A 19,778-nucleotide genomic window follows, 5' to 3' on the forward strand; every position below is an offset into this window, starting at 1 on the left:
ATTGCGCAGAGCAAAGCAAAAATTGCAAAATTCAAACAATTCTTAATTTCAGGTGGATTGTACTAAGTAAAAAGCAAATGGCTCGCTTTAAGATCTCATAATAAACTTTGCGCCTTGGCGACTTTGCGAGCAACAATTTCACGCAAAGTCGCCAAGACGCAAAAGCTAGATTATTAAACACTTTCAATGAGCGATTAAAACTTTAATCAAAAATTAACAAATAATACCAATCGGTATATTTATCTTTGCCATGAAATTTTATCATATCATGGGCAAGGCAGAAAAAACCCGTTCCTATATTATAGAGAAAACAGCACCAATCTTTAATATTAAAGGTTATGCCGGTACGTCTATGAATGATATTACAGAAGCAACAGGCCTAACCAAAGGCAGCATTTATGGAAATTTCAAAAATAAAGACGAAGTAGCCCTGGAAGTTTTCGAGTATAACAAAAAGAAAATGCAGGACTTTTTTGCATTGGAAATCAGCAGGAAGAAAACCTATAAAGACAAACTACTCACTTTTCCTGAACTGTACAACCATGTTTTTAACGGGCATTTTATTGATGGCGGTTGTCCTATAATGAATACGGCAATTGAAGCAGACGATACCCATCCAATGCTCAAAGAGGCCGCTAAGAAAGCACTCTTAAATTGGAAAGACAGTCTGTCCAGCCTTATTCAAAAAGGAATTGACAGCAAAGAATTTAAACCGGAAACTAATCCTGAAGAAGCTGCCCTGCTAATGCTTTCTATTATTGAAGGAACCGTAATGATATCAAAACTCACCGGAAAAACAAATTACCTGAAGTCTCTCATGCATTCCTTACGCAAAATCATAAACGACTTATAAATTTTTTTTAATCAAAAATATACCGAATGGTATAAAATAAATTATTACTAAAATGAAAACAAGCAAAAACACAATCTTAATAACTGGCGGAGGCTCTGGAATTGGGTTTGAATTCGCCAAAATATTCTCTGAAAATGACAATCAGGTCATTATTACAGGAAGAAATGAGGAAAAATTAAACAAAGCTGCAGCTTTGCTTAAAAACACGACAGCTATAGTTGCTGATATTACCCGTGAGGAAGATATTGACAAACTGGTGCAAACAATCACAAAACAATATCCAAGCCTGAACGTGCTCATAAATAATGCCGGTAATGCTTCTTATTACGATGTTTTGGTTTCGGGTACCGATGCATTCACAAAGGCATCGGATGAAATCAATACGAACTACCTTTCAATCGTAAGGCTTACAGAAAGACTGTTACCCCTACTCAACTCCCAGGAAGAAGCAGCCATTGTCAATGTTTCATCGATTGTAGCTTTGGTTCCAAACAAAACCCTGATTACTTATTCTGCGAGCAAGGCTGCCTTGCATTCCTACACCCAATCCTTACGAATTGCTTTAGACAGGAGCCCTTATGCAACCCAGGTTTATGAAATAATGCCACCATTGGTGAATACTGAATTTTCAAAAGAAATAGGTGGTGAAAACGGAATCAGTCCTGAAGTTGTAGCCCAGGATTTATTGCGCGCCATTGGGGAAAACCAATATGAAATCCATGTTGGGCAGACATCTTACATTTATGAATTGTCACTCACTTCCCCTAAAGATGCTTTACTGACGATGAATTCCCAATCTTAAAAAGAACATGATGAATAAGGATGCCTTTAATTTTTTAAAACAGCATATTGGCAAAGAAGTCACACAATCGCCATCGCCATTTATGAATTGGCTAAAGCCAAAAATGATTGCCGTCACAGAAGGAAGTCTTTCTTTTGAATATACAGTCAGAAAAGAAATGACCAATCCTTTTGGAACGCTTCATGGCGGTGTCATAGGTGCTATAATTGATGATGCCATAGGCGCCACACTAATTTCTTATGGCGAACCTAATTTCTATGTCACCATTAATAATGTAATCGATTATTTCGCTTCCGGCAGAGAAAACGACATCATTATTGCGACAACTGCCATCAATAAAAAGGGAAAAACCATCGTCAATGCCCAGTGCGAAATCTGGAATAGCGATAAGACAAAAATGCTGGCCAAGGGCTATACCAACCTGCTAAAAACAGAAATAAAATGAAACGAGTAGTAATAACAGGCTTAGGAGCCATCACTCCATTAGGAAATTCTATTGACAAATTCTGGAATAATATTGTTGCCGGGAAAAGCGGCGCGGGATTACTGACCAAATTTGATACCTCGAAATTCAAGACGCAATTTGGATGTGAAGTAAAAAACTTCAATCCGGAAGAATATATGGACAGGAAAGAAAGCAGAAAATATGACCTGTTTACGCAATATGCCGTTGCGGCTTCGGAACAGGCTATCAAAGACTCCGGATTGGACTTTGAATCCATGTCTCAAAAAGAACGTTCAGAGATTGGCGTTATTTGGGCATCCGGAAACGGAGGTATTTCCACTTTTGAAGAGCAGTTAAAAGAATTCTTTACAGGTGATGGCACACCTCATTTCAATCCGTTCTTTATTCCAAAAATGATTGTAGACATTGCAGCCGGGGTGATTTCAATCCGGCACAAACTGCATGGTCCTAATTATGCAACTGTTTCAGCTTGCGCCTCCAGCAATACGGCACTAATCAATGCTTTTGACACCATTCGTTTGGGCAAAGCTAAAATCATGATTGCCGGTGGCTCTGAAGCAGCCATTACAGCAGCTTCTGTTGGGGGTTTTAACGCATCACAGGCATTATCAAAAAGAAATGAGGAACCGGAAAAAGCTTCCCGTCCATTTGACAAAAACCGTGATGGATTTGTAATTGGTGAAGGTGCCGGAGCCCTTATTCTTGAAGATTTGGATTATGCCATAGCCAGAGGTGCGACCATCTATGCCGAAATAGTTGGTGGTGGTATGGCAGCAGACGCCTACCATCTGACAGGAACTCCTGAAAATGGATTTGGTGCGGCTTTGGGCATGCAGAAAGCCTTAAACGAAGCCGGAATAACAGCCAAAGAAGTAGATTATGTCAATGCTCATGCTACCTCAACATCTCAGGGTGATAGCAGTGAACTGACCGCCATTCGGGAAGTTTTTGGAAATCATCCGGTGGCTATCAGCGCCACCAAATCAATGACCGGACATTTATTAGGAGCAGCCGGAGCCGTTGAAAGCATTATCACGGTTTTAGCTCTAAAAAATGATATCATTCCTCCAACAATCAATACGACAGAAATTGATGAAGCCATGACCGACCTGAATATTGTTTTGGGCAATTCTGTACGCAAAAAAGTGAATTATGCCCTAAACAATACTTTTGGTTTTGGAGGCCATACAGCCAGTACCGTTTTCAAAAAATATACGGATGGAATAACTGCCGGTTAAGGCTTTTTTTCTAAAAACAGGTCATTCATTTCATCATCAACAGGAGAAACTTCAAGTTTTTCCTGTTCTTTCATTCTGTCTGTAAAAAGGATTCCGTTAAGATGGTCGGTTTCGTGTTGGAAGATAACTGCGGTAAAACCTTCAATGACTTCTTCGTGTTTCTTTCCCGTTTTATCCTGATAGGTCAGTTTGATGCTATAATTTCTATAAACATTACCACTGATGTCGGGAATGGAAAGGCAACCTTCCATTCCTTTTTGCAACATAGACGACCTCCATATTATTTTGGGGTTCAGATACAGTTCAAAAGGCTCGCCTTCTTTATCAAAACGCTGCACCCAGATTACATTCCTGTTAATTCCCACCTGCGGTGCTGCAATTCCTATTCCCGGATTTGCAGGGTCGCGCATTGCCAGAAACATTCTCTCTGCCAATAATGGAAGTAGCTTGTCATCAGGGTCAATATCGGTAGAAACTGATTGGAGTATTTTTAATTCCTTCTCATCAGTAATCTGGATTACCCTGAGCATTGTTTTTGTATCCCCGGACTGAATCAGGCTTCTCTCCGACTTCGTAAAATGCTGTGCTGAAACTCCAAGTCCCAGAAACAAAAACACAAATAGCATGATTCTCTTTCCCATCATAAAAGATATACTTACTTTCTAATTAACAATAGCTGACAAAAAGAATAAAAAAAACAAACCTATAAAGAAAAGGGAACCTAATGACAATCCAATAATAGCGCAAACCCTTCCAGCACTTAAATTAGGATAACCATCATATTCGCCCGGATTTTCCCGATGTAATTGCATATCATTTCTTGCAATCACCAGTGCAATGATTCCCAGCACAATCCCGAAAAAACCATAACAAAATGCGGCTATTATTGACATAATTCCTAAAATAAGTACGGTCACTGCATTAGGAAGCTGTTTTCTGTAATAAAGTTTCCTGTACGGTTCCGCCCTTAATGGTTCCGGTCTTGGCGGTTCGGGTCTACCCGACTCCGGCCAGTGCGATTCTGGCCCAAAATTTCCATGTGATTGGTCTTCCATTGCTTAGATTCCTGCTATTACTTTAATTTCTTCTATAATTCTCAAGGCCAAAGCATCTGCTTCTGCCTGACTTTTTGCTTCAGTATAAATTCTGATGATAGGCTCTGTATTTGATTTTCTTAAATGCACCCAGTTTTGAGGAAAATCGATTTTTACCCCGTCAATTGTCGAAATATTTTCTGATTTGTATTTATCAGTCATAGCTGTTAAAATAGCATCAACATCAATCTGTGGTGTCAGTTCGATTTTGTTCTTGCTCATGAAATATTCCGGATAAGAAGCTCTCAACTCAGAAACTTTCATCTTTTTATTTGCCAGATGCGTCAGGAACAACGCAATTCCAACGATAGAATCGCGACCATAATGAAGTTCCGGATAAATAATTCCTCCGTTTCCTTCACCTCCAATAACCGCATTATTTTTCTTCATTAACTCTACTACATTGACTTCGCCAACAGCACTTGCTTCATATGTTCCCCCGTGATTATTGGTCACATCACTCAAAGCACGTGAGGATGACATGTTGGAAACCGTATTACCGGGTGTCTTGCTTAGCACATAATCTGCAACGGCAACCAATGTATATTCTTCCCCAAACATTTCTCCATCTTCAGAAATAAAAGCCAAACGGTCAACATCAGGGTCAACTACAATTCCAAAATCGGCTTTTTCGCTTACAACTAATTGTGAAATGTCTGTCAGGTGTTCTTTTAAAGGTTCCGGATTGTGCGGAAAATGTCCGTTGGGCTCACAATACAGTTTAACGACCTCAACCCCCATTAATTCCAGTAATTTAGGCACAATGATACCTCCCGAAGAATTCACGCCGTCAACCACCACTTTGAATTTGGCTTCTTTCACGGCTTCAACATCCACCAAAGGAAGCTCCAGCACTTCATCAATATGAATATCCATGTAAGCGTCATTTGGAATAATTTCGCCCAGGCTGTCTACATCCGAAAAATCAAATGCTTCCCTTTCGGCTATATCTAAAATCTTCGCACCTTCGGCACCGCTCAGGAATTCCCCTTTTTCATTTAATAATTTCAACGCATTCCATTGCTTTGGATTGTGGCTGGCGGTCAGGATGATTCCTCCGTCTGCTTTTTCCAACGGAACGGCTACCTCAACAGTTGGCGTTGTTGACAATCCCAAATCAATAACATCAATCCCTAATCCGATAAGCGTATTCACCACCAGATTATGAATCATAGGTCCGGAAATTCTGGCATCGCGGCCAATTACTACAGTCAGTTTTTCTTTCTTTGAGTAATTCTTCAGCCAGGTTCCATAAGCCGATGCAAATTTTACAGCGTCAACCGGAGTCAGGTTATCTCCTACTTTACCTCCGATGGTGCCTCGGATTCCTGATATTGATTTGATTAAAGTCATATTAAGGTTTGATTTTTTGTTTCAGAATTTAAATTGTTAGCAAATATATGAATTGCCGTTTAAGTAATATAAAATTCCTAAATTAGGCGAATGAATTTTCTAGCCCATATTTATCTCTCAGGCAATAACGACTTCATGAAAATAGGCGGTTTCATGGCTGATGGCGTACGTGGTAAAGACTACGAGCATTTCCCGGACGATATCCGAAAAGGAATCCTGCTGCATCGTGCTATAGATACTTTTACAGATGCACATGCCGTTTTTAGAATCAGCAAGCACCGGCTTCATGAACGATATGGCCACTATTCCGGAGTAATTATCGATGTTTTTTATGACCATTTTTTAGCCAAAAACTGGCAGGACTATTCGGATGAAAAGCTGGATGTTTTTGTACAAAACTTTTACCAGTCTCTGGAAGACAATTTTGATATGCTTACTCCAAAAGTCCAAAACATGCTACCGCACATGGAACGAGGTAACTGGCTTTGGAATTACCAGTTTGTTGACGGTATAGGAACTATTTTATCACAAATGGACCGACGTACTAAAAACACTTCAAAAATGGGCGAATCTGTGCAAGAACTGGAACAATTCTACAAAGAATTCGAGCAGGAATTCACTTTGTTTTTTAAGGAACTTCGGGAATTCGTAGCCGAGAAAATTAAAACTTTATAATACTTTTATCAATAAAATTTTAACAAAAGGCTTATTTTAGCGATTCTTTAATCGTAATTTTTCCAAAAGAAAAAATGTCAGCCAAAAAAGCACCTAAAATAAAAGTATTTTTCAGAAACATTTTCCGGCAAATTGAAACTTTGTTTTTTTTGTTCAAGAATTTCCTTTCTGAAAGGCATTTTATTTATTTATCCTGTGTTATCGTAGGGATTTCCTGTGCTTTTGCCGTAATTGTGCTGAAAGGTTTTGCGCACTCCGTTTTTGTATTTGCCACCTATGTGAACGGTTATTTAAAACTGCCTTACATCAATAGTATCCTTCCCATCATAGGAATCCTGCTAACGGTTTTTGTCGTCAAAAACGTATTGGATGGAAGTTTAGAAAAGGGAAGTTCCAGAATATTGTATGCTGTTGCAAAAAAGGGCGGAATACTGCCCAAAAAGCAAATGTATGCGCAGATAATCACCAGTTCCTTAACGGTAGGTTTGGGTGGTTCTGCAGGATTAGAGTCACCAATTACGATTACCGGAGCTGCTTTTGGTTCTAACTTTGCCCAAAAATACAGACTCTCGCAAAAAGACAGGATTCTATTGCTTGCCTGTGGTGTGGCTTCCGGTATTGCGGCTGCCTTTAACGCCCCTATTGCCGGAGTATTATTTGCTATTGAGGTAGTATTGACCGATGTGGCCATTACGGCTTTTATTCCGATTATGATTTCTGCAGCCACAGGAGCTTTGGTTTCAACCATCGTTTTAAACGAAGACGTACTTTTGTCTTTCAAGCAGCAACAGACATTTGATTATCATAACATTCCCTTTTATGTCCTTTTGGGAATTCTGGCGGGATTGGTTTCTGTTTACCATGCCCGAAAGTTTCAAAAAATAGAAGGCTTTTTTAAGAAAATCAAAAACGGCACTTATAAAAAGGCATTGTTTGGTGCTTCCATACTGGCGGTGCTTATTTTCTTTTTCCCGACACTTTTTGGTGAGGGTTATGAAAGCATCAAGACCCTATCTAATGCTAATCCGCAAATGCTTTTAGAAAACACCTTACTTGACGAATACAAGAGTAATGAATGGATTTTACTGCTGTTTGTAGGTATCACGATGTTATTGAAAGTGTATGCCACAGGACTTACTTTAGGCAGTGGTGGTAACGGAGGCAACTTTGCTCCTTCCCTTTTTGTGGGTTCATATTTGGGATTTTTTGTTGCTAAATTCTTCAACATTCTGGGCATTGGAAAAGAACTTCCGGTTGGAAACTTCACAATCGTAGGTATGGCGGGAATATTGAGCGGCCTGTTCCATGCGCCACTAACAGCCATCTTCCTTATTGGTGAAATTACCGGAGGCTATAACCTGATGGTACCCTTAATGATTGTATCGTCTATAAGTTTTGCCGTTTCCAAGCGATTCGAAACGCATTCAATGGATGTCAAGCATCTGGCGGACAAAGGTGACGTATTTACAAGCGATAAAGACAAAAATATTCTTTCCAACATTGATATTTTAAGCCATATCAATTCAGAATACAAAACCGTTAGTCCGGAAGACAAACTGGAAAGCCTCGTAGAATATCTTGCCAATTCCAGACAGGAAGTTTTTCCGGTGGTAAATGCCAAAAATGAACTCATTGGAATTATTGACTTTGAAGACCTGAAACCCATCGTTTTCAATTCTTTCCGGTTAAAATACACTACCATTCCTGAAGTCATGAAACCTCCTTTGGATGTGATTTCTTATGAAGATGGAATGGAAGTCGTCATGGAAAAATTTGAAAATGCCCATCTGGAACAGCTTCCCGTTACTAAAAACGGTAAGTATTTCGGATTCATTTCTAAAGTTCATGTGCTTGAAACCTATAGAAAGAAATTAAAAGAAATGGTCATCGAATAAAACGCAGAGAAAGGTTTAATCGCTATATTTTGCGGCTCTGCACCTTTGCGTGAAAATAATTGCTCGCAAAGACGCAGAGCCGCAAAGCATACATTCTTCTATAATCCAAAAACTTTAAACTAAAAGCTTTATCCTTTTTTAAAGACCATTTTATCTTTAATAAATTTTAAGTTTTGGACCTCAGTCTTTAACTAAAAATAAATTACAAAAACGTACCTTTGCGTTTTGCAAAAAATGCTATGCTAGACACTGAAAATACGATTGAAGTTTTGGGCGCCCGCGTCCACAATCTGAAAAATATTGACGTTACGATTCCTCGTGAAAAACTGGTAGTAATTACCGGGCTTTCAGGTTCGGGAAAATCGTCTTTGGCCTTCGATACAATTTATGCCGAAGGACAACGTCGCTATATTGAAACCTTTTCTGCTTATGCAAGACAGTTTCTTGGCGGTTTGGAACGCCCGGATGTAGATAAAATCGACGGACTTTCGCCTGTAATTGCCATCGAGCAAAAAACCACCAGCAAAAGCCCTCGTTCTACTGTAGGAACCATTACGGAAATTTACGATTTCCTGCGTTTGTTATATGCCAGAGCCGGTGACGCTTACAGCTATGTAACCGGAGAAAAAATGGTAAGCTATAGCGACGAACAAATCAAGGAACTTATTTTCGAACAGTTCAAAGGACGACGAATCAATATCCTGGCTCCTATAATCCGTTCCAGAAAAGGACACTACCGTGAATTATTTGAACAGATTACCAAACAAGGATTCCTGAAAGTCCGCATCAACGGCGAAATCAAAGATATTACTGCAGGAATGAAGCTCGACCGTTACAAAACACACGATATTGAAACGGTTATCGACAGGATGCTCATCGAAAATACACCGGAAAATGACAAGCGCCTGACCGAAAGCATTAAGACAGCCATGTATCATGGTGATGATATTCTGATGATTATTGACCAGGATAGTCAGGAAATACGCTATTTCAGCCGAAACCTGATGTGTCCTACTTCAGGTATCTCCTATCCGAATCCGGAACCGAATAATTTTTCGTTCAACTCACCAAAAGGGGCTTGCGACCATTGCAATGGCCTGGGAACCGTGAACGAAATCAATATGAAAAAAATCATTCCGAATCCGAAACTTTCCATCAAACAAGGCGGTTTTGCTCCTTTAGGAGAATACAAAAGTTCCTGGATTTTCAAACAATTGGAAATCATTGGAGAGAAATTCGGTTTTAAACTGACCGACCCGATTGAAAAAATCTCCGACGAAGCCATGGAAATTATCATGCATGGCGGCAAAGAGAAATTTGAGGTTTCCTCTAAAACACTGGGAGTTACAAAAGACTATAAGATTGACTTTGAAGGAATTTCCAATTTTATAAAGAACCAATTTGACGAAAGCGGCTCTACAACCATCAGACGCTGGGCAAAAGAATTCATGGATGAAGTTAAATGTCCGGTTTGCGAAGGTTCCCGTCTGAAAAAAGAATCCTTATATTTCAAAGTAAACGGAAAAAATATTGCAGAATTAACCGATATGGATATTTCTGACCTGGCGGTTTGGTTTGAGCAACTGGATAACGACCTAACAGAAAAACAAAAGAAAATTGCTTCTGAAGTCGTGAAGGAAATCAAATCCAGATTGAGCTTTTTAGTGAATGTCGGATTAAATTATCTTGCCCTTAGCCGAAGCTCCAAATCGCTTTCCGGTGGAGAAGCCCAACGAATCCGTCTGGCTACCCAAATTGGCTCACAACTGGTTGGCGTACTTTATATCCTGGATGAACCAAGCATTGGATTGCACCAAAGAGACAACGAAAAGCTAATCCATTCCTTAGAACAATTGCGTGACATCGGAAATTCAGTTGTTGTTGTAGAGCATGATAAAGACATGATTGAAAGAGCGGATTATGTTATTGACATAGGTCCAAAAGCAGGACGTTTTGGCGGACAGATAATCAGCAAAGGAACACCCAAGGAACTTTTAAAAGAACATACTCTTACAGCTTCCTATCTGAATGGTGAGATGGAAATTGCCGTTCCGAAAAAGCGACGCGAAGGCAACGGAAAATTCCTTAAACTCACGGGAGCAACCGGAAACAACCTGAAAAATGTTTCGATTGAGCTGCCTTTGGGCAAGCTGATATGCGTAACCGGAGTTTCCGGAAGTGGAAAATCAACACTCATTAACGAAACGCTTTATCCGATTCTGAACGCCCATTTCTTTAATGGTGTCAAAAAACCTCAGCCTTACAAAAAGATTGAAGGATTGGAAAATATTGACAAGATTATTGATATTGACCAGTCGCCTATTGGAAGAACACCGCGTTCCAATCCGGCAACCTATACCGAAGTTTTTTCGGAAATCAGAAGCCTGTTTACACAAACACCCGAAGCCATGATACGCGGTTACAAACCGGGACGTTTCAGCTTTAACGTTTCTGGCGGAAGATGCGAAACCTGCGAGGGTTCCGGAGTACGAACTATTGAAATGAGCTTCCTGCCAGATGTGTATGTAGAATGTGAAACCTGTCAGGGAAAACGCTTTAACCGTGAAACTTTAGAAATACGCTACAAAGGAAAATCCATTTCTGACGTATTGAACATGACAGTTGATGAAGGTGTGGAGTTTTTTGAAAATATCCCGAAAATCTACCGAAAAGTCAAAGCCTTGCAAGATGTCGGTTTAGGATATATTACACTCGGACAGCAAAGTACAACGCTTTCCGGTGGTGAAGCCCAACGAATTAAACTGGCCGGCGAATTGTCTAAAAAAGATACCGGAAATACATTTTACATTCTGGACGAACCTACAACCGGGTTGCATTTTGAGGACATCCGCGTTTTGATGGAAGTAATTGACAAACTGGTCGACAAAGGAAATACCGTCCTAATTATTGAACATAACATGGACGTTATCAAATTAGCCGACTATATTATCGATATCGGACCTGAAGGAGGAAAAGGCGGCGGACAGCTGATTGCCAAAGGAACGCCGGAAGAAGTTGCCAAAAATAAAAACAGCTACACCGCGCAATTCCTCAAAAAAGAGCTATCTTAGCAGGCTGATTAATTTTTAAGAAAGATGAAAAAAGAGACATTCGAAAACGAAGACGACAAAATACAAGAAGTATTTAAACAAAAAACCTGGAACGAAATACGAAGCAATGACTCCTGGGCAATTTTCAAGATTATGTCCGAGTTTGTTAACGGCTACGAAAATATGGGAAGAATAGGCCCTTGCGTTTCGATTTTTGGTTCAGCAAGAACTAAGCCCGAAGATAAATATTACCTGCTTGCAGAAAAAATTGCCTATAAAATAAGTAAAGCCGGATATGGTGTCATTACCGGCGGTGGTCCCGGAATTATGGAAGCCGGAAACAAAGGTGCCCACCTGGGAGGCGGAACTTCTGTAGGTTTGAATATTGAACTGCCTTTCGAACAGCACTTCAATCCTTATATCGATAAAGACAAAAACCTGAACTTTGACTATTTCTTTGTTCGCAAGGTAATGTTCGTGAAATACTCCCAAGGTTTCGTGGTTATGCCGGGTGGTTTTGGAACTCTGGATGAACTTTTTGAAGCGATAACGTTGATTCAGACCAAAAAAATAGGGAAATTCCCAATCATTCTGGTAGGAAGAGATTTCTGGGCCGGACTGATTGAATGGGTAAAAACCGTACTGATTGAAAAATACAGCAATGTAAGTCCTGGTGATATGGACCTTATTAAAATTGTAGACAACGAAGACGAAGTACTGGATGTACTGGATAACTTCTATAAAAAATACAATTTAAGTCCAAACTTTTAATTCAGGAATACCCAGTCACATATTAAAGAGCATCCTCAAACAAGGGTGCTTTTTTGTTTTTGAATCTTTAAGCCAATCTTAAGCAACCTTTATTAGGAAATGTATCTAATTATAAGTAAACTTGCTATAATTAAAATCATCCTTTGAAGACTTTTGCCAAAATTGCTATTGCCTGCCTGTCTTTATTTTTTTCCACCAGGGGAAATGCACAACATCATTCAAAAGTGAATGTTGAAATCAACAGCGAAGAAAAGTCTGCCTATGTCCAGCAGGAAATTACTTTCTACAACCAAACCGGTGATACGTTAACTTCAATTGTAGTAAACGACTGGAATCAGGCTTATTCTGATAAAAACACGCCTTTAGCCAAACGCTTTTCTGATGAATTTGTACGCAGCTTCCACCTAGCCCATGATGAAGACAGAGGAAAAACAGAAAACATAACCATTATTGACCAGGAAAATCTGTTTTTGAAGTGGCACCGATTTGAAAAGCACCCTGACGTGATTGAAATCAATCTTCGTGAAAAATTAGCTCCAAACGAAAGAATAATACTAAAACTGACCTATCAGGTTAAATTTCCTAATGACCGTTTTACAAAATACGGATGGAACGATAAAGGCGAATTTAACCTTAAAAACTGGTGCCTTGCTCCTGCCCGCTATGAAAACCATCGTTTCATAATGTACAGCAATAACAATCTTGACGATATCACCAATGCAGCGACTGATTTTGACGTAACTTTAAAACTGCCACCGGGACTGATCGCGACTTCAGACCTCGACGAAGTAAACCACATAAAAGACAGTTCATTTTCAACTTATGAACTGACGGGGAAAAACCGTCTGGACTTTAATCTGTTTGTAGAGCCAAAGACGACATTCTACAGTTACAAAAACAATAATGTTACGGTAGAAACCAATTTGAAGGAAAACAGGCTGAACGATATACAAAAAGCTATTGTAATTGACAGAATCGTGAATTTTGTCCATGAAAATATTGGAAGCTATCCATTTGAAAAAATAACGGTTTCCCAAACCGACTACGAGAGAAACCCTTTTTACGGACTCAACCAGCTTCCTTCCTTTATAAGTCCGTTTCCTGATGAGTTTATGTTTGAGATAAAATTCTTAAAGACTTACCTCAACAATTTTCTAAAAACCAGCCTGCATCTGAATGCCAGAGACGACAACTGGATTTATGACGGCATACAGATTTATACCATGATGAAATACATTGACGAAAATCATCCCAACAGCAAAATGATGGGTAACCTTTCGCAATGGTGGCTTTTGCGTGGCTATAATCTCACCACTATTGACTTTAATGAGCAGTACAGCTATTTCTATATGCTCATGGCCCGAAAAAACCTCGACCAGCCCTTAGGCGATCCAAAAAACACTTTTATTAAGTTTAACGAGCAGATTGCAAGCAAATACAGAGCCGGACTCAGCCTTAAATATTTAGACAATTATCTTGGAAATGATATCGTAGAAAACAGTATCAAAGAGTTTTATAACCTCAACAGTGAGCATATCACTTCCCGTACTGATTTTGAAAACATTCTCAAGTCCAATGCCAACCAAAATATCGACTGGTTTTTCAATACCATCATCGATTCCAGAGACATTGTAGATTATAGATTTACGGATGTTTCAAAAACAAAAGACAGCGTGACATTTACGGTACGGAACAAGACAAAAACCGTTGTCCCTATTCCTGTTTACGGAATTAAAAAAAATGAAGTCGTTTTTAAAAAATGGCTCAATAATATCAAAACCGACAGTACTTTTACCGTTCCGCGAAATGATGCCGATAAAATCGTATTAAATTATAAAAACGAAGTTCCGGAATACAATCTCCGCAATAATTGGAAATCTTTAAAAGGTTTCTTTTCTCAGAACCGACCAATCAAGTTCAATTTCATGAAAGACCTTGAAGACCCGTATTACAACCAGATACTTTACATACCCACAATAAGTTATAACCTTTATGACGGACTTTCGCCTGGTATTCGTTTCAACAATAAGACCATACTCGACAAACCGTTTATTTATGAAATCAATCCTATTTACTCTCCTAATACACAAACACTGACAGGTTCGTTTTCATTTCTGGTAAACCAACACAATCGCAATACCAACAGTCCTTTTAATGTCCGTTATCAGTTAAGCGGCTCCTATTTCCATTATGCGCCAGATGCAGCCTACACCAAATTAACACCAACGGTGACCATGCTTTTCCGTGAAAACAATTTCAGGGACAACAGAAAACAGGGCATCCAATTTCGGGAAGTCCTTGTAAACAGGGACAAATCGGCTTATAGTGTAGAAAGAACTGAAAATTATTCTGTCTTTAATGCCAAATACTATAATATAAAAACAGAAGTAACCAACCATTTTAATTTTTTAACCGACCTGCAGCTTTCAGGAAAATTTGGTAAACTCTCAACCGAAATCGAATACCGCAGGCTGTTTGAGGACAACAGGCAGCTAAATCTCAGATTGTATGCCGGAACTTTCCTCTATAATAAAACCAATACGGATTATTTCAGTTTTGCACTTGACCGCCCAACCGACTATTTATTTGATTACAACTATTACGGACGTTCCGAAAGTACCGGATTTTTTAGTCAGCAATTGATTCTTGCCGAAGGTGGTTTTAAATCAAAACTTGATACTCCTTTTGCCAATCATTGGATGGCAACCCTAAATGGTAGTTTCAATATCTGGCAATGGATTGAAATCTACGGAGATGCCGGATTCGTCAAAAACAGACACAATGACCCTAATTTTGTGTATGACAGTGGTATCCGACTCAATCTCGTTACCGATTATTTTGAACTTTATTTCCCGGTCTACTCCAGCAACGGATGGGAAGTAGGACAACCTCATTACAATGAAAAGGTACGCTTTATCATTACTTTCAGTCCAAGAACATTAATTAATCTCTTTACCAGAAAATGGTTTTAAATCTCAATTTAGGCACAAGAATATTGAGAATCAATTATTTCGTCTTAAAATTGCATAAAAAATAATTTTAAAGAGGTTTTCCTGATTATTTTCTATCCAAAACAGCATTTCAAACAACTTGACTGAAAATATCAAAATTAATTCTCTCTTGTTTTGTAAGCAGAAATGATTAAATTTGTTTTCTATTCAAGAAATTCCATTTTATGACACAGATAGCTTCCAAAAAAGAACTTTCGTTTGAAGATTTCAAAACTGAAGTATTGAATGACTATAGAATTGCCGTTATCAGCAGGGAATGCAGCCTGTTAGGGCGCCGTGAAGTTTTGACCGGAAAAGCCAAATTCGGGATTTTTGGTGACGGAAAAGAAGTGCCGCAGCTGGCTATGGCCAAGGCTTTCAAGAATGGAGATTTCCGTTCCGGCTACTATCGCGACCAGACTTTTATGATGGCTATTGGGCAAATGACAATACAACAGTTTTTTGCCGGACTTTATGGCCATGCCGATATTGACCATGACCCGATGTCTGCCGGACGTCAAATGGGTGGGCACTTCGCGACACACAGTTTGAATGAAGACGGTTCGTGGAAGAATCTTACCTTACAGAAAAATTCAAGTGCCGACATCTCTCCTACTGCAGGCCAGATGCCTCGATTGCTAGGATTGGCACAGGCTTCTAAAATATACCGAAACGTTTCAGGAATCAACAACAAAACCAATTTTTCTATCAATGGTAATGAAATTGCCTGGGGGACCATTGGAAATGCAAGTACATCCGAAGGTTTGTTTTTTGAAACCATCAATGCTGCCGGAGTTTTACAGGTTCCGATGGTAATGAGCGTTTGGGATGACGAATACGGAATTTCTGTACATGCCAAATACCAGACTACAAAAGAAAACATCTCTGAAATTCTGAAAGGTTTCCAAAGAGACAATGAAAATAAAGGTTATGAAATCATCCGCGTAAAAGGATGGGATTATCCTGCTTTGGTCACTGCTTATGAAAAGGCAGCACAAATTGCAAGAGAAGAACACGTTCCTGTGCTCATCCACGTTCAGGAATTGACTCAGCCGCAAGGTCACTCAACTTCAGGTTCGCACGAACGCTATAAAAATGCAGACCGTTTGGCATGGGAAGCTGATTACGATTGCATCCGTCAGATGAAATTATGGATGATTGCTATTAATATTGCAACTCAGGAAGAATTAGATGAGATTGACAATGCCGTTAAAAAAGAGGTTCTTGAAGGCAAAAAAGCGGCATGGAGCGCTTTTGTAGACCCAATAAAAACAGAACAGAAGGAATTGGTTGCTCTATTAGAAAACATTGCAGCTTCAAGCGAGAACAAGGTTTTTATCCAAAAGTTCTCTTCTGATTTAGCAGGTATTAAAGAACCAATCCGTAAAGATATTATCGTAACAGCGCGAAAAGTGTTACGTCTAATTGCTAAAGAAAACGGTAAAAACCAGTTAGCACACTGGATTACAGCTTATATTGAAAAAATACAGCCAAAATTCAGCTCGAACCTTTTCTCAGAATCCAACCAAAATGTTTTTTCTGTAGAAGAAGTACGCCCTCAATATGCAGAAAATGCGGAAGAAGTAGACGGAAGAATTATCATCCGCGACAACTTTGATGCTATTTTCAGCAAATATCCTGAAACGCTTGTTTTTGGTGAAGATGCCGGTAATATTGGTGACGTGAACCAGGGTCTGGAAGGAATGCAGGAAAAATATGGAGAGCTGCGTGTAGCCGATGCCGGTATTCGTGAAGCTACAATTTTAGGACAGGGAATTGGAATGGCGATGAGAGGATTACGTCCTATTGCTGAAATCCAATACCTGGATTATCTGTTGTATGCTATCCAGATTATGAGTGACGATTTGGCTACATTACAATACAGAACCAAAGGAAAACAGAAAGCACCGCTAATCATCAGAACCCGAGGACACCGTTTGGAAGGTATCTGGCACTCCGGTTCTCCAATTGGAATGATTATCAATGCTATTCGAGGAATACACGTTTTGGTTCCCAGAAACATGACCAAAGCTGCCGGATTCTACAATACCTTATTAGAAACGGATGAACCTGCTTTAGTTGTGGAATGCTTAAACGGCTACCGACTAAAAGAAGCCATGCCTGTAAATATGGGAGAATTCAAAACTCCGATTGGTGTTATTGAGACGCTTAAAGAAGGAAAAGATATTACTTTGGTCTCTTACGGTTCAACATTGCGATTGGTTGAGCAAGCTGCAAAAGAGCTTTTAGAAATAGGTATTGATGCTGAAATCATTGACGTACAGTCGTTATTGCCTTTTGACATCAACCACGATATCGTAAAATCACTTGCCAAAACAAACCGTCTGTTAGTCATAGACGAAGATGTTCCTGGCGGAGCTTCAGCTTATATCCTGCAACAGATTCTTGACGAACAGAACGGTTACAAATACCTGGACAGCAAACCGGAAACACTAGCTGCAAAAGCACACCGTCCGGCTTACGGAACCGATGGAGATTATTTTTCTAAGCCATCTGTTGAAGATATTTATGAAAAAGTATACGCTATTATGAATGAGGTGAATCCTGAAAAATTCCCGAATTTGTATTAATAGTCTTTTATATGAATAAAAAATCCAGCGTAAAGCTGGATTTTTTGTTTATTTAAAATCTTCTGGTTTAATAAAAAATTCCTTTTTGTTATACTTTTTATCAAGAAAAAGAACACGTTTATAATATACTTTGAAATAATTCTTTATTAGAATAGAATTGAGTAAAATAATTATCAAAAGTGCGTTAAAATTATAATTTGGATGCTCAAAAACCCATTCAAAGACTTCTTTTTCTTCTTTAATGAATTAAAGTTTATTTTTTGAGGGTATATCTTAATGGCCTATTTGCATCTATATTCTTCTACCAATTTTTTAAAATACAGAACTTTATAAATTAAGCCATCAATATAAAACTCCCTCCCTTTATGATACAAATAATATGTTGTACCATTGTACACAAAAGGCTGGCTTCCATACTGTTCTGGGTACTTTAATCTTAATTTCTCTTTAAAAGGATGTTTTAATAATTCCTCTATCCTTTTTTCAAAAGAAGGAGCAATCAATTTGAGTTCCGAAACACTTATTTCAAAATCTTTTTTTGAATCAATTCTCTTCTTGATACTTTCTTTTAAACTATCATTAATTTGTAATTCTGAATACTTACTATAAGCCTGCTCTAAATCTGGAGCAGAAACTATTGTATCAGATGTATTAAATATTAAATAATATGAATTCATGGCTTTACTTTGTTAATATTACTATTACACTTTCATCAGGGATGTACATTCTTAACTTTCAAGTCCATATGTCAAGATAAAGTAAAAAACTGCTAGATTAAAATCCTATTTTTCTATTTCTATATAGCCATGAGGGGTTACTATATACATTAATTCCAAATTTTCAGAATCTACAACAACAGTATGCTTCACAGGAAAATCAGCCTTGAAATCTAAATCATATGTAACCAAATGCATTCCTTTGGTTGTACCATCTCTAACAAGCCCTTTTTCTTTAAAGGCCAGATAATCTAAGCTTTTTTTTATATACTTTATTTTTTTATTATCTAAAAAATTTTGGACTTTTTGTAAAATTTCTTGCTTGTTCATAAGTTTGGTATTGGAATATTATTAAGATCTAATCTATTTACTTTTTCTTTTTATTTAGTAAATTCCCGGATAATGATTTTAATATTATTTGCTTTTAACTAAAACATATACTCTATATTTGAAATATAAAATATACAAAATGTTGTTATCAGATGTCTTACAAAAGTATTGGAATTTTGCTTCAATAGCTCACTTGAATCAGTTTTACACGAACCACAAAGGCGAAAAGCTTCCGTATATTAATCATATAGGAAGTGTCGTTCAAGAATTATATATCTTTTTATTACAAACAGAAAATATTTACGATATAGAACTAGCAATTGGTTGTGCTATTCTTCATGATACTATTGAAGACACTCCATTTACACATCATGATATTGAAAATCAATTTGGAAAAAAAATAGCCGATGGTGTTTTGGCTTTAACAAAAAATGAAACTATCGAAAATAAAAAGGAAAGAATGGCAGATAGCCTTAGAAGGATTAATCAACAACCAAAAGAAATTTCTCTAGTAAAGATAGCAGATAGAATTGTAAACCTACAACCACCACCTAAACATTGGTCCTTAGAAAAAAAAGAAAAATATTATGAAGAATCTAAGTTAATTCATAAAGAACTAAGTCCTTCAAATACTCTTCTCTCAAATCGATTGCTAGAAAAAATCAAAAATTATACAATTTATTTAAACGAAGTGAATCCTGAAAAATTCCCCGGTTTATATTAATCATATTTCATTATAATAAAAAATCCAGCCATTGCTGTGTTTTTTTTATTTACACTCCGTAAAATGTTTCTTCAGCTTCTTGAACTTCTCTTTTTAAATAACTAATCTTGGGAAATTTGACACACACATCAGATTCCTACCATTCCATCCTTCTGCATCAGGAAATTCAAAAAAGACCTTCCAGTAAGGAAAAAAAGTAGCTATGTAACATTATACATCGGATGATTTTT

16 protein-coding genes are annotated in these 19,778 nt (G+C 38.1%); 11 read left to right on the forward strand and 5 right to left on the reverse strand.

Going from position 1 to position 19,778, the window contains the following annotated elements:
- Positions 1 to 250 precede the first annotated feature (250 nt).
- Genes B0G92_RS10520 through fabF form a run of 4 tightly spaced genes read left to right on the forward strand, consistent with a single transcriptional unit; the run spans position 251 to position 3,359 of the window.
- Positions 251 to 853, forward strand: coding sequence for a TetR/AcrR family transcriptional regulator (locus B0G92_RS10520; protein ID WP_245867794.1), 603 nt, complete (start codon positions 251 to 253; stop codon positions 851 to 853).
- Positions 854 to 905: 52 nt separating this feature from the next.
- Positions 906 to 1,655 (forward strand): SDR family oxidoreductase, encoded by a 750-nt coding sequence (locus tag B0G92_RS10525; RefSeq protein ID WP_101472162.1) that lies wholly within the window; start codon positions 906 to 908, stop codon positions 1,653 to 1,655.
- Positions 1,656 to 1,662: 7 nt separating this feature from the next.
- Positions 1,663 to 2,100, forward strand: coding sequence for a PaaI family thioesterase (locus B0G92_RS10530; RefSeq protein WP_245867800.1), 438 nt, complete (start codon positions 1,663 to 1,665; stop codon positions 2,098 to 2,100).
- Positions 2,097 to 3,359: a beta-ketoacyl-ACP synthase II gene (gene fabF, locus B0G92_RS10535; protein WP_101472163.1), complete on the forward strand. Its 1,263-nt coding sequence runs from the start codon at positions 2,097 to 2,099 to the stop codon at positions 3,357 to 3,359. The genes B0G92_RS10530 and fabF overlap by 4 nt, the downstream gene beginning before the upstream one ends.
- On the opposite strand, the gene def is transcribed toward fabF, so the two are convergent.
- The 3 genes from def to glmM are packed head-to-tail and all read right to left on the reverse strand — an operon-like array spanning position 3,356 to position 5,806.
- Positions 3,356 to 4,003 carry a peptide deformylase gene (def, locus tag B0G92_RS10540; protein ID WP_310793704.1) on the reverse strand — a complete coding sequence of 216 codons (648 nt, stop codon included), beginning with the start codon at positions 4,001 to 4,003 and terminating at the stop codon, positions 3,356 to 3,358. The two genes, fabF and def, sit on opposite strands and share 4 nt — an antisense overlap.
- An 18-nt stretch (positions 4,004 to 4,021) precedes the next feature.
- Positions 4,022 to 4,414: a CCC motif membrane protein gene (locus B0G92_RS10545; protein WP_101472164.1), complete on the reverse strand. Its 393-nt coding sequence runs from the start codon at positions 4,412 to 4,414 to the stop codon at positions 4,022 to 4,024.
- Positions 4,415 to 4,417: 3 nt separating this feature from the next.
- Positions 4,418 to 5,806: a phosphoglucosamine mutase gene (gene glmM / locus B0G92_RS10550; RefSeq protein ID WP_101472165.1), complete on the reverse strand. Its 1,389-nt coding sequence runs from the start codon at positions 5,804 to 5,806 to the stop codon at positions 4,418 to 4,420.
- A 90-nt stretch (positions 5,807 to 5,896) separates the two neighbouring features.
- Here glmM and B0G92_RS10555 point away from each other — a divergent pair, with 90 nt between their 5' ends.
- The 6 genes from B0G92_RS10555 to B0G92_RS10580 all read left to right on the forward strand — a co-directional run bounded on the left by B0G92_RS10555 (position 5,897) and on the right by B0G92_RS10580 (position 17,778).
- Positions 5,897 to 6,481, forward strand: coding sequence for an acyl carrier protein phosphodiesterase (locus B0G92_RS10555; protein ID WP_101472166.1), 585 nt, complete (start codon positions 5,897 to 5,899; stop codon positions 6,479 to 6,481).
- Between the two features lie 74 nt (positions 6,482 to 6,555).
- Positions 6,556 to 8,376: a chloride channel protein gene (locus B0G92_RS10560; protein WP_101472167.1), complete on the forward strand. Its 1,821-nt coding sequence runs from the start codon at positions 6,556 to 6,558 to the stop codon at positions 8,374 to 8,376.
- Positions 8,377 to 8,615: 239 nt separating this feature from the next.
- Positions 8,616 to 11,447 (forward strand): excinuclease ABC subunit UvrA, encoded by a 2,832-nt coding sequence (gene uvrA / locus B0G92_RS10565; protein WP_056066265.1) that lies wholly within the window; start codon positions 8,616 to 8,618, stop codon positions 11,445 to 11,447.
- 24 nt (positions 11,448 to 11,471) lie between these two features.
- Positions 11,472 to 12,197: an LOG family protein gene (locus tag B0G92_RS10570; protein WP_056066262.1), complete on the forward strand. Its 726-nt coding sequence runs from the start codon at positions 11,472 to 11,474 to the stop codon at positions 12,195 to 12,197.
- A 224-nt stretch (positions 12,198 to 12,421) separates the two neighbouring features.
- Positions 12,422 to 15,169 (forward strand): hypothetical protein, encoded by a 2,748-nt coding sequence (locus B0G92_RS10575; RefSeq protein WP_056066735.1) that lies wholly within the window; start codon positions 12,422 to 12,424, stop codon positions 15,167 to 15,169.
- Between the two features lie 203 nt (positions 15,170 to 15,372).
- Positions 15,373 to 17,778 carry an alpha-ketoacid dehydrogenase subunit alpha/beta gene (locus B0G92_RS10580; RefSeq protein WP_101472168.1) on the forward strand — a complete coding sequence of 802 codons (2,406 nt, stop codon included), beginning with the start codon at positions 15,373 to 15,375 and terminating at the stop codon, positions 17,776 to 17,778.
- A gap of 281 nt (positions 17,779 to 18,059) precedes the next feature.
- On the opposite strand, the gene B0G92_RS10585 is transcribed toward B0G92_RS10580, so the two are convergent.
- Positions 18,060 to 18,455: a hypothetical protein gene (locus B0G92_RS10585; protein WP_101472169.1), complete on the reverse strand. Its 396-nt coding sequence runs from the start codon at positions 18,453 to 18,455 to the stop codon at positions 18,060 to 18,062.
- A 105-nt stretch (positions 18,456 to 18,560) separates the two neighbouring features.
- Positions 18,561 to 18,824 (reverse strand): hypothetical protein, encoded by a 264-nt coding sequence (locus B0G92_RS10590; protein WP_101472170.1) that lies wholly within the window; start codon positions 18,822 to 18,824, stop codon positions 18,561 to 18,563.
- 139 nt (positions 18,825 to 18,963) lie between these two features.
- Between B0G92_RS10590 and B0G92_RS10595 the strand changes: the two genes are divergently transcribed.
- On the forward strand, positions 18,964 to 19,548 hold the full coding sequence (locus B0G92_RS10595) for an HD domain-containing protein (RefSeq protein ID WP_101472171.1): 585 nt from the start codon (positions 18,964 to 18,966) through the stop codon (positions 19,546 to 19,548).
- Positions 19,549 to 19,778: the final 230 nt, after the last annotated feature.

Origin of the sequence: Flavobacterium lindanitolerans, from assembly GCF_002846575.1 — a bacterium.
GTDB classification, from domain to species: domain Bacteria; phylum Bacteroidota; class Bacteroidia; order Flavobacteriales; family Flavobacteriaceae; genus Flavobacterium; species Flavobacterium lindanitolerans.